The organism is Arthrobacter sp. HMWF013 (assembly GCF_003061105.1).
In the GTDB taxonomy this organism is placed as follows: domain Bacteria; phylum Actinomycetota; class Actinomycetes; order Actinomycetales; family Micrococcaceae; genus Arthrobacter.
Map to the genome: position 1 here is coordinate 1 of NZ_QAIQ01000126.1, position 7,582 is coordinate 7,582.

General features: G+C 65.3%; 8 protein-coding genes and 1 pseudogene. 4 read left to right on the forward strand and 5 right to left on the reverse strand.

Annotation, left to right across the window (positions count from 1 at the left end; genetic code table 11):
* Window positions 1-366 (reverse strand): annotated as a pseudogene (locus tag DBR22_RS05805) (hyaluronan synthase); the annotation flags it as partial.
* Window positions 367-676: 310 nt separating this feature from the next.
* Here DBR22_RS05805 and DBR22_RS05810 point away from each other — a divergent pair.
* Window positions 677-1,051, forward strand: a complete 375-nt coding sequence (locus DBR22_RS05810; protein WP_108598207.1) for a sterol carrier family protein — start codon at window positions 677-679, stop codon at window positions 1,049-1,051.
* A 19-nt stretch (window positions 1,052-1,070) separates the two neighbouring features.
* Here DBR22_RS05810 and DBR22_RS05815 read toward each other — a convergent pair whose 3' ends face one another.
* Complete coding sequence (locus DBR22_RS05815; RefSeq protein WP_108598208.1) at window positions 1,071-2,252, reverse strand: zinc-dependent alcohol dehydrogenase; 1,182 nt, start codon at window positions 2,250-2,252, stop codon at window positions 1,071-1,073.
* Between the two features lie 179 nt (window positions 2,253-2,431).
* On the opposite strand from DBR22_RS05815, the gene DBR22_RS05820 reads away from it, so the two are divergent.
* Complete coding sequence (locus DBR22_RS05820; protein ID WP_108598209.1) at window positions 2,432-2,698, forward strand: hypothetical protein; 267 nt, start codon at window positions 2,432-2,434, stop codon at window positions 2,696-2,698.
* Here the strand turns inward: DBR22_RS05820 and DBR22_RS05825 are convergent.
* The 3 genes from DBR22_RS05825 to DBR22_RS05835 all read right to left on the reverse strand — a co-directional run bounded on the left by DBR22_RS05825 (window position 2,695) and on the right by DBR22_RS05835 (window position 5,726).
* Window positions 2,695-3,513, reverse strand: a complete 819-nt coding sequence (locus tag DBR22_RS05825) for an HAD family hydrolase (RefSeq protein ID WP_308810184.1) — start codon at window positions 3,511-3,513, stop codon at window positions 2,695-2,697. The genes DBR22_RS05820 and DBR22_RS05825 overlap by 4 nt on opposite strands.
* Window positions 3,510-3,800 carry a YegP family protein gene (locus DBR22_RS05830; RefSeq protein ID WP_108598210.1) on the reverse strand — a complete coding sequence of 97 codons (291 nt, stop codon included), beginning with the start codon at window positions 3,798-3,800 and terminating at the stop codon, window positions 3,510-3,512. Before DBR22_RS05830 ends, DBR22_RS05825 begins: the two co-directional genes overlap by 4 nt.
* Window positions 3,801-3,914: 114 nt before the next feature.
* Complete coding sequence (locus DBR22_RS05835; protein ID WP_108598211.1) at window positions 3,915-5,726, reverse strand: glycoside hydrolase family 15 protein; 1,812 nt, start codon at window positions 5,724-5,726, stop codon at window positions 3,915-3,917.
* Between the two features lie 124 nt (window positions 5,727-5,850).
* Between DBR22_RS05835 and DBR22_RS05840 the strand changes: the two genes are divergently transcribed.
* Window positions 5,851-6,582, forward strand: a complete 732-nt coding sequence (locus DBR22_RS05840; RefSeq protein WP_108598214.1) for a DUF72 domain-containing protein — start codon at window positions 5,851-5,853, stop codon at window positions 6,580-6,582.
* Window positions 6,583-6,649: 67 nt separating this feature from the next.
* On the forward strand, window positions 6,650-7,582 hold a 933-nt coding region (locus tag DBR22_RS05845; protein WP_108598212.1), incomplete at its 3' end, for an App1 family protein.

Below are 7,582 nucleotides of genomic sequence, written 5' to 3' on the forward strand. Positions count from 1 at the left end.
GAACAGGACCGGCCGGATGGTCCCGTCCCCGAGGGCAGTGATCCGGTGGTAGGCGTCCAGGTCCTCGGCGTCCAGGACCACAATGATCTCGTCCGGTTGCTGGGCCCGCCATGATTCCAGGGCGCTCATCAGGATGTCCGGATCCTCATGGAAGGACGGGACTACCACCGACGTTGACGCCCGGAAGTCCGTGAGGATCGGGCCGGCGCGGTGGGAAAGGATGAACCGGTACAGCCACAGGCCCCAGACGATCACGCCGGCAACTGCCAGCGGAAAATAGGGCGAAATTTCGGCATAAAACTCGCTGAAGGTCCCGCCGGTGATACTGCGGAAGGCATCGTTGAAGTCCAGGGGAAGGGGAGGCATGAGCGGTCCTTCGCTGTTGTGGGTGTCAGTGAAGGGACTGCCGGGCGGAGATGCCGGCGGCCAGTCCCGTCCGCCACATCGAACCGGTGGCGGAAGCCCTGGATGGATCTCCCCTCCTGTGGGGGCCGGGCTGTTCACTGCTGCCGACTCTGCGATGAGCCTTGTTACCACCATGCCCGGACGGATTACTCCGCCGCCAGTATTCGCGCTACCCTAATTGACTTCGCGGCTACCCGAGTTCGTCCGTCCGGAGTACTCGCGTTCGCACAGGTGATTACTGAGATTGTTTCCGGAAGGGGACTCCGCCCGCATGGCCATAGCTCGCCGTCGTATCGGCATCGAAGAGGGCAAGGCGGCGCTGGCCGCGTGGCAGGAAGCTGCCGGCTCGCCGTCGGGCACTGTCCCCCGGGCTGTTACCGCGACGGCGGTCCGGTACACCCTTGAAGAGGTCACCGCACGGGCACCGGGGAATTCCGTGGAGGTCCGAGTGCCGCCGTTCGGCGTCACCCAGTGCGTGGAGGGGCCCCGGCACACGCGCGGAACCCCGCCGAACGTGGTTGAGTGCGACGCCGCCACCTGGCTCGGGATAGTCACCGGCAAGGTGAGCTGGGCGGAGGCTGTCGATGCGGGCAAGGTGACGGCGTCGGGACTGCGGGCGGACCTGTCGGCGCTGCTGCCGCTCTGACACCTGAAACCCCTGCGCTCTACTGCCCGGGGTTGAGGACCACCTTGATGCAGCCGTCCTCTTTCTTCTGGAACTTCTCGTAGAGGGCGGGGGCACCCTCCAGCCCCGAGCGGTGGGTGACCAGATCCATGACCCCCAGGGGATCGGCGTCGTCCTCCACCAGCGGCAGGAGATCATCAGTCCAGCGCCGCACGTTGCACTGACCCATCCGCACCTGGAGCTGCTTGTCGAACATGGTCAGCATCGGCATGGGGCTGGCTTGCCCGCCGTAAACGCCGCTGAGGGAAATGGTTCCACCCCGCCGGACCGCGTCAATGGACGTGTGGAGCGCAGCGAGGCGGTCCACACCGGCTGTCTCCATCGCCTTCTGGGCCAGCTTGTCCGGCAGCAGGCCGAGTGCCTGATGGGCGAACCCGGCAACCGGGGAACCGTGCGCTTCCATCCCGACGGCGTCAACCACCGCATCCGGCCCGCGTCCGGCCGTCATCCCGCGCAGCTCATCGGCGATGCCCTTGCTGTAGTCCAGCGTTTCCACCCCGTGACGGGCGGCCATGGCGCGCCGCTCGGGCACCGGGTCCACTCCGATGACCCGCAGCCCGCGGTGGACGCCGATCCGGCCGGCGAACTGGCCCACCGGCCCCAGGCCAAAGACTGCCAGTGTGCCGCCGGGCGGGACATCCGCGTACTCCACTGCCTGCCAGGCGGTGGGCAGGATGTCGGAAAGGAACAGGTACCGTTCGTCCGGCAGTTCGGTGCCGACCTTCACCGGGCCGTAATCCGCGTGGGGTACGCGAAGGTACTCCGCCTGGCCACCGGGAACTGAACCGTACAGTTCCGAGTAGCCAAAGAGGGCGGCGCCTGATCCCTTGTCCTTGACCTGGGTTGTCTCACACTGGGACTGCAGCCCCTGGTTGCACATGTAGCAGTGGCCGCAGGAGATGTTGAAGGGGATGACCACACGGTCGCCTTTGCGCAGGTTCGTGACGGCACTGCCCACTTCCTCGACGATGCCCATGGGTTCGTGCCCGATCACGTCGCCTTTGTGCATGTAGGGGCCCAGCACCTCGTAGAGGTGGAGGTCAGAGCCGCAGATGGCAGTGGACGTGATCCGTACAATCGCGTCAGTGGGGTCCTGGATCACCGGGTCCGGGACTTCTTCCACACGGACTGAGCGTTTTCCTTGCCAAGTAAGTGCCTTCATGGCTGGCCTTTCTCTGAAATAGGGAGGTTCTCCGTAATCCGACGCTAACGGGTTACGAGCCAAAAAGTAAGCATGCTGATGAATTTCCTTGTGCCAGCCAGTGAAGGCTCCTAGCGTAGGAAGCGAACAGGTTTTACCTTGCCCGATTCTGACCCTGCCCTACATGAGGAGACGCCGTTATGGCCCTTTACCAGCCGGAACCCGTTGAGATCTCCACCCGGATTCGTCCCGGTGAATGGACGGAGGAGAGCCTGACCCAGCTCCTCGCAAGTTATCGCACCAGGATCATGGAGATGGGGGCTTCTGCCTCGGAAGTGGTGGAAGAGGTGGAAAGGACTGAGGACGGCGCGGTCAAGGTCAGCGTCGCGTGGGTCAAGCCCGTTATGGCGGAAGCGGAGGGCTACACCGAGGAGAACCCGGGCAACCCGGACCGCCGGCAGCTCTAGGCTCCTGCGGTCCGCGGTCCCAGGGCGAGCAGCCTGCCGATGGCGCTGTGGTGAAGGTTTTCGAGGATGTCACGCGGACCATCGAAAACCTCCGTCGCTCCGGCTTCCCGGAGTTCTGCTGCACCGGTTCCACCGCAGGTGACGCCGATGCCCGGGACGCCCAGGGCGACGGCGGCCTTCATGTCCCATACTGCGTCCCCCACATAGACTGCAGCGGACGCTGAACCCCCGACGGCTTCCAGGGCGGCAATCAGGATGTCCGGGGCCGGCTTGCTTGCCTTGGCGTCGTGCGGGCCTGTGGCGTGATGGATAAACGCATCCGCGTCCAGCGCCTTCCGGGCGGCAGCCAGATCGGCCTTGCGCGCCGAGGAGGCCAGGACCACGGCAAGCCCGCGGGCGTGGCACTGGGCCAGGAGTTCCTTGGCGCCGTCCAAAGGCCGCAGAGACGCCCAGCTCTGGGCATAGACCGCGGAATGGCTGGCCATTATTTCAGAATCGGCATCCCGGTCGCGGCCAGGGGGCAGGAGGGTGTCAACCAGGAGGCTGCCCGTCATGCCCACGCAGCGATGTATGGCCGCCATGGGAATGTCGTATTCCTGCATGCGGAAGGCATTCCACCAGGCCAGGGTGTGCAGATAGGCGGTATCCACAAGGGTCCCGTCAAGGTCAAAAAGGACGGCCGGCCGCTGGGCCGGGCCCCCGGGACCCTGTCCGGCTGAGCCCTGGACCTGCCCGGGGATGTGGACCGCTCGTGGTGGCTGGCCCTGGTTCGCGCCGAGGTTTTGGCCTTGGCTCCGGCCCGGGTTGACCATCATCCGACGGAGGCGCGCACGGACCCGGTTTTCTTGCCACGGGGAGCAGCCTTCTCTTTGGAAGACGGCACCGGCCGGACCCGATCCCGGATAACAGATCCAGCGCCATTGCTGCTGCGATCCCTGATCAGGCCCGTTCCGGCGATTTCGCGGGCCATTTCGACGCCCTTCACGGCGGCCCGCTTGGTGGGAAACGTCACGGAGATGGCCATCAGGTTCCCGGAACCATCCATCATTCTCACCCTGTAGCCACCGTCAGGCGCATCCACCAGTTCAAAGTATCCGGCCATTCCGCTTACCCCTCATTCAGTCACTGCGCTGTGATTTCCTGAAGCGCATCATCAGTCTTAGTAAGTATACTTACTTCCTGAGGATGGCAGTAGTGCCACCTGGCCCCGGGACCCCTAACGCCCTACCCTTTCCGTCTCCGGAGGGATAGGGGTATCGCTCCGGCGGACGGTATCCTGGTGCAGCTCAAGGGCGCTTGTCACCAGCGCGAAGTGGCTGAATGCCTGGGGCGTATTGCCCAGGTGCCGGGCGGCTTTAACGCCCCATTCCTCACTGAGCAGGCCCACATCGTTGCGGAGTTCCAGAAGCCGTTCAAAGAGTGCCGTGGATTCCTCCGCGCGTCCTGCGCCCAGGAGGGCCTCCACCAGCCAGAACGAGCAGGCGAGGAAGACGCCCTCATCCCCCGGGAGTCCGTCGTCGCTGTCGGCTGGCCGGTACCGCAGGACGAAACCGTCCTCGGTGAGCTCACGCTGGATTGCTTCGATTGTCCCGAGCACGCGGGGATCATCCGGCGGCAGGAATCCCACCCGCGGAATCAGCAGCAGGCTGGCGTCGAGTTCGGGCCGCCCGTAGGACTGGGTGAAGGTGTTGCGCTTCGGGTCGAAGGCATTGGCCATCACTTCCCGGTGGATAGTGTCGCGCAGCGCCTCCCAGCGTTCGGCCGGGCCCGGAAGCCCGAAGTCGCGGACACCCTTCACCATGCGGTCGGCGGCCACCCAGGCCATCACCTTGGAATGGGTGAAATGGCGCCGCGGCCCGCGCATCTCCCAGAGCCCGTTGTCCGGCTGGTCCCAGACTTTTTCCAGGTGCCCCATCAACGTCACCTGCAGCTCCCAGGATTCATCCGTGTGCTTGAGCAGGGAATTCCGGGTCAATGCGAGGCAGTCCAGCACCTCGCCCCAGACGTCCAGCTGGAGCTGCTCGGCGGCGCCGTTGCCAATCCGCACAGGTTTGGAGTTCTCATACCCGGCAAGCCACGGCAATTCCATCTCCGGCAGCCGGCGTTCGCCGTGGATCCCGTACATGATCTGGAGATCGGCCGGGTCCCCTGCCACGGCCCGGAGCAGCCAGTCACGCCAGGCGGCCGCCTCCGCCGTGTAGCCCGCAGCCAACAGTGCCTGCAGCGTCATGGTGGCGTCCCGCAGCCAGCAGTAGCGGTAATCCCAGTTGCGCGGACCGCCGATCTGTTCCGGGAGGGAAGTGGTCACGGCGGCGACAATGCCGCCGGTGGGTGCGTAGGTCAGGGCTTTGAGCGTGATCAGCGAACGCGCCACGGCATCCTGGTATTTTCCCTTGACCGTGCACTGCGAAGCCCAGCCCCGCCAGAAGGCAAGCGTTGTACTCAGCACCTCCTCGGCTGCCACGGTGTGGGGGCGGCCCACATGGCTGGGAGCCCACGTCAGGACGAACGGAACGCGCTCCCCCGCCTGGACGGTGAAATCGCTGAGGGAGTGCAGGTTTTCCCCGTGCAATGGCGCGTCGGTGACAAAGTACACGGCGTCCGGTCCCGCGATGGCGTGGAGCCCGTGCTTGTCACGCCGGACCCAGGGAACGATGTGCCCGTAGTCGAACCTTAAGGTCAGTTCGCCGTGCATCCTGACGCTGCCGCTCACGCCCTCCACGATCCGCACGATGTCCGCCACCTCGTCGCGTGGCGGCATAAAGTCGATGACCCGGACAGTGCCCTCGGGCGTTTCCCACTCTGTTTCCAGCACCAGGGTCCCCTCCCGGTAGGAGCGCCTGGTGCAGGTGCCGCCGCCCTCCGGCGCAAGCAGCCAGCGCCCGGACTCCGGTGTGTCCACCAGGGCGTTGAAGCAGGCCGGGGAGTCAAACCGCGGAAGGCACAGCCAGTCGATGGATCCCTCAGTGCTGATCAGCGCGCCGGTGTGGAGGTCGCCTACAACTGCGTAATCTTCAATCCGCGCCATTCCAATACAGTGCCACATGGAGCGCCCCGGATGGTGAAGTCCGGCGGTGTAGCCTGAATTGATTGCCGGCCCTGACCTCCGGAGGCACCATGCACTGCGCGTCGCAATCGGATCACTGCTGACCATGGCCATTCATATCGGCACCTCCGGCTGGAGTTATGACCACTGGGAGAACGTCCTGTACCCGCCCGGCCTGCCTGCCCGCGACCGGCTCCAGCATTATGTTGCCCGTTTCAGCACTGTCGAGTTAAATGCCAGCTTCTACCGCTGGCCGCGGGATACCTCGTTCGCCAGCTGGCGGCGCAGGCTGCCCGACGGTTTCCAGCTCTCCGTCAAAGCTCCGCGTGGACTGACCCATGGCAAGAAGCTATACGCACCGGACGTATGGATCGAGCGCATTGCCCGTTGCTGGCACGAGCTCGGTGACAAACGCGCGGTACTCCTGGTCCAGCTCCCTCCCCAGATGGGGCGCGACGACGCCCGGCTGGACTACTTCCTCGCGGCTGTTCCGTGGTGGATCCGGGTTGCCGTGGAATTCCGGCACCCCAGTTGGGACCATCAGGACGTCTACTCCCTGCTCGAACGCCACCAGGCTGCCTACTGCATCATGAGCGGCGCCAACCTGCCATGCATCCTGCGCACCACGGCGCCGTTCGTCTACGTCCGGCTGCACGGCCCCGACCACCAGCATCTGTACGGCGGATCCTACTCGGACACTGACCTGCACTGGTGGGCGGACCGCATCCGCGAGTGGGCCGGCGCCGGTCAGGACGTCTACGCCTATTTCAATAACGACGGCGGCGGGAACGCCGTGCGGAACGCGGAGACCCTGCGGTGGATCCTCGGCGAGGGCTGACGTCACGGAAGGAGGCTGATGCCGCCGTCTTGCCTCGCCGGGTCTCGGCTGTGGCAGAGTGGTAAGCATGGACAGGGCTCCTCAGAACGCAACGCACAACCTTCCGCACCAGGCACAGCCTTCGGGCACGCAGCTCTTCCGGCTGGCGCACCGGATATCCGACGCCGTCAACGGCGTCCGCATCCTGCTGGCCAAACGCTGGAACTTTGCGCCCCAAACGGTGGCCTATCAGGGCTACGGCTCCACAAGCTGGGTGCGGGTGCTCGGCAGGGTCCTGCTGACAAAGAAGCCCGCGCCGGGCAGCGAGGCCGAACACGCAGCCCGCAACGGAACCCAGAACGTACGGGGGTGGCGGGCTTTCACCGGCGTCCCCCTCCAGTACACGGACGTAGAGATCACCATCGGCGGCGTGGTGGCCCGGGTCAAGGCAGACCGGGGCGGACTCATTGACACGGTGGTGGACGTTCAGCTCTCCCCCGGCTGGCATACGGCCGTCCTGCGTGCTGAGGGAACAGAACCCGTAGAGACGCTGATCCAGGTCATTGACAGCGAGGCCAGGTTCGGCATTGTGTCCGATATTGACGACACCGTCATGGTCACCGCCCTGCCGAGGCCATTCTTGGCGCTGTGGAACACCTTTGTGCTCAGCGAACGGGCCCGCATGGCCACCCCCGGCATGGCGGTCCTGCTGGACCGGCTGACCATTGAACACCCGGAAGCTCCCGTCATCTACCTGTCCACGGGACCATGGAACGCCGCACCCACCCTCGCGCGCTTCCTGGGCCGGAACATGTACCCGGCCGGTGCCCTCCTGCTGACGGACTGGGGCCTGACCCATGACCGCTGGTTCCGCAGCGGGCAGGAGCACAAGCACAAGAACCTTGAGCGGCTCGCGAAGGAATTCCCGGACATGCGGTGGTTGCTGATCGGCGACAACGGCCAGCACGACGAGCAGATCTACAACGGTTTTGCCCAGGATCATGCGGACAAAGTGGCCGCC

Bases quoted from the DNA above. Each gene is read 5' to 3' on its own strand.
- DBR22_RS05810 (WP_108598207.1), top strand. From the start codon at position 677: ATGGCCATAGCTCGCCGTCGTATCGGCATCGAAGAGGGCAAGGCGGCG.
- DBR22_RS05815 (WP_108598208.1), bottom strand. From the start codon at position 2,252: ATGAAGGCACTTACTTGGCAAGGAAAACGCTCAGTCCGTGTGGAAGAA.
- DBR22_RS05820 (WP_108598209.1), top strand. From the start codon at position 2,432: ATGGCCCTTTACCAGCCGGAACCCGTTGAGATCTCCACCCGGATTCGT.
- DBR22_RS05825 (WP_308810184.1), bottom strand. From the start codon at position 3,513: ATGATGGTCAACCCGGGCCGGAGCCAAGGCCAAAACCTCGGCGCGAAC.
- DBR22_RS05830 (WP_108598210.1), bottom strand. From the start codon at position 3,800: ATGGCCGGATACTTTGAACTGGTGGATGCGCCTGACGGTGGCTACAGG.
- DBR22_RS05835 (WP_108598211.1), bottom strand. From the start codon at position 5,726: ATGGCGCGGATTGAAGATTACGCAGTTGTAGGCGACCTCCACACCGGC.
- DBR22_RS05840 (WP_108598214.1), top strand. From the start codon at position 5,851: ATGGCCATTCATATCGGCACCTCCGGCTGGAGTTATGACCACTGGGAG.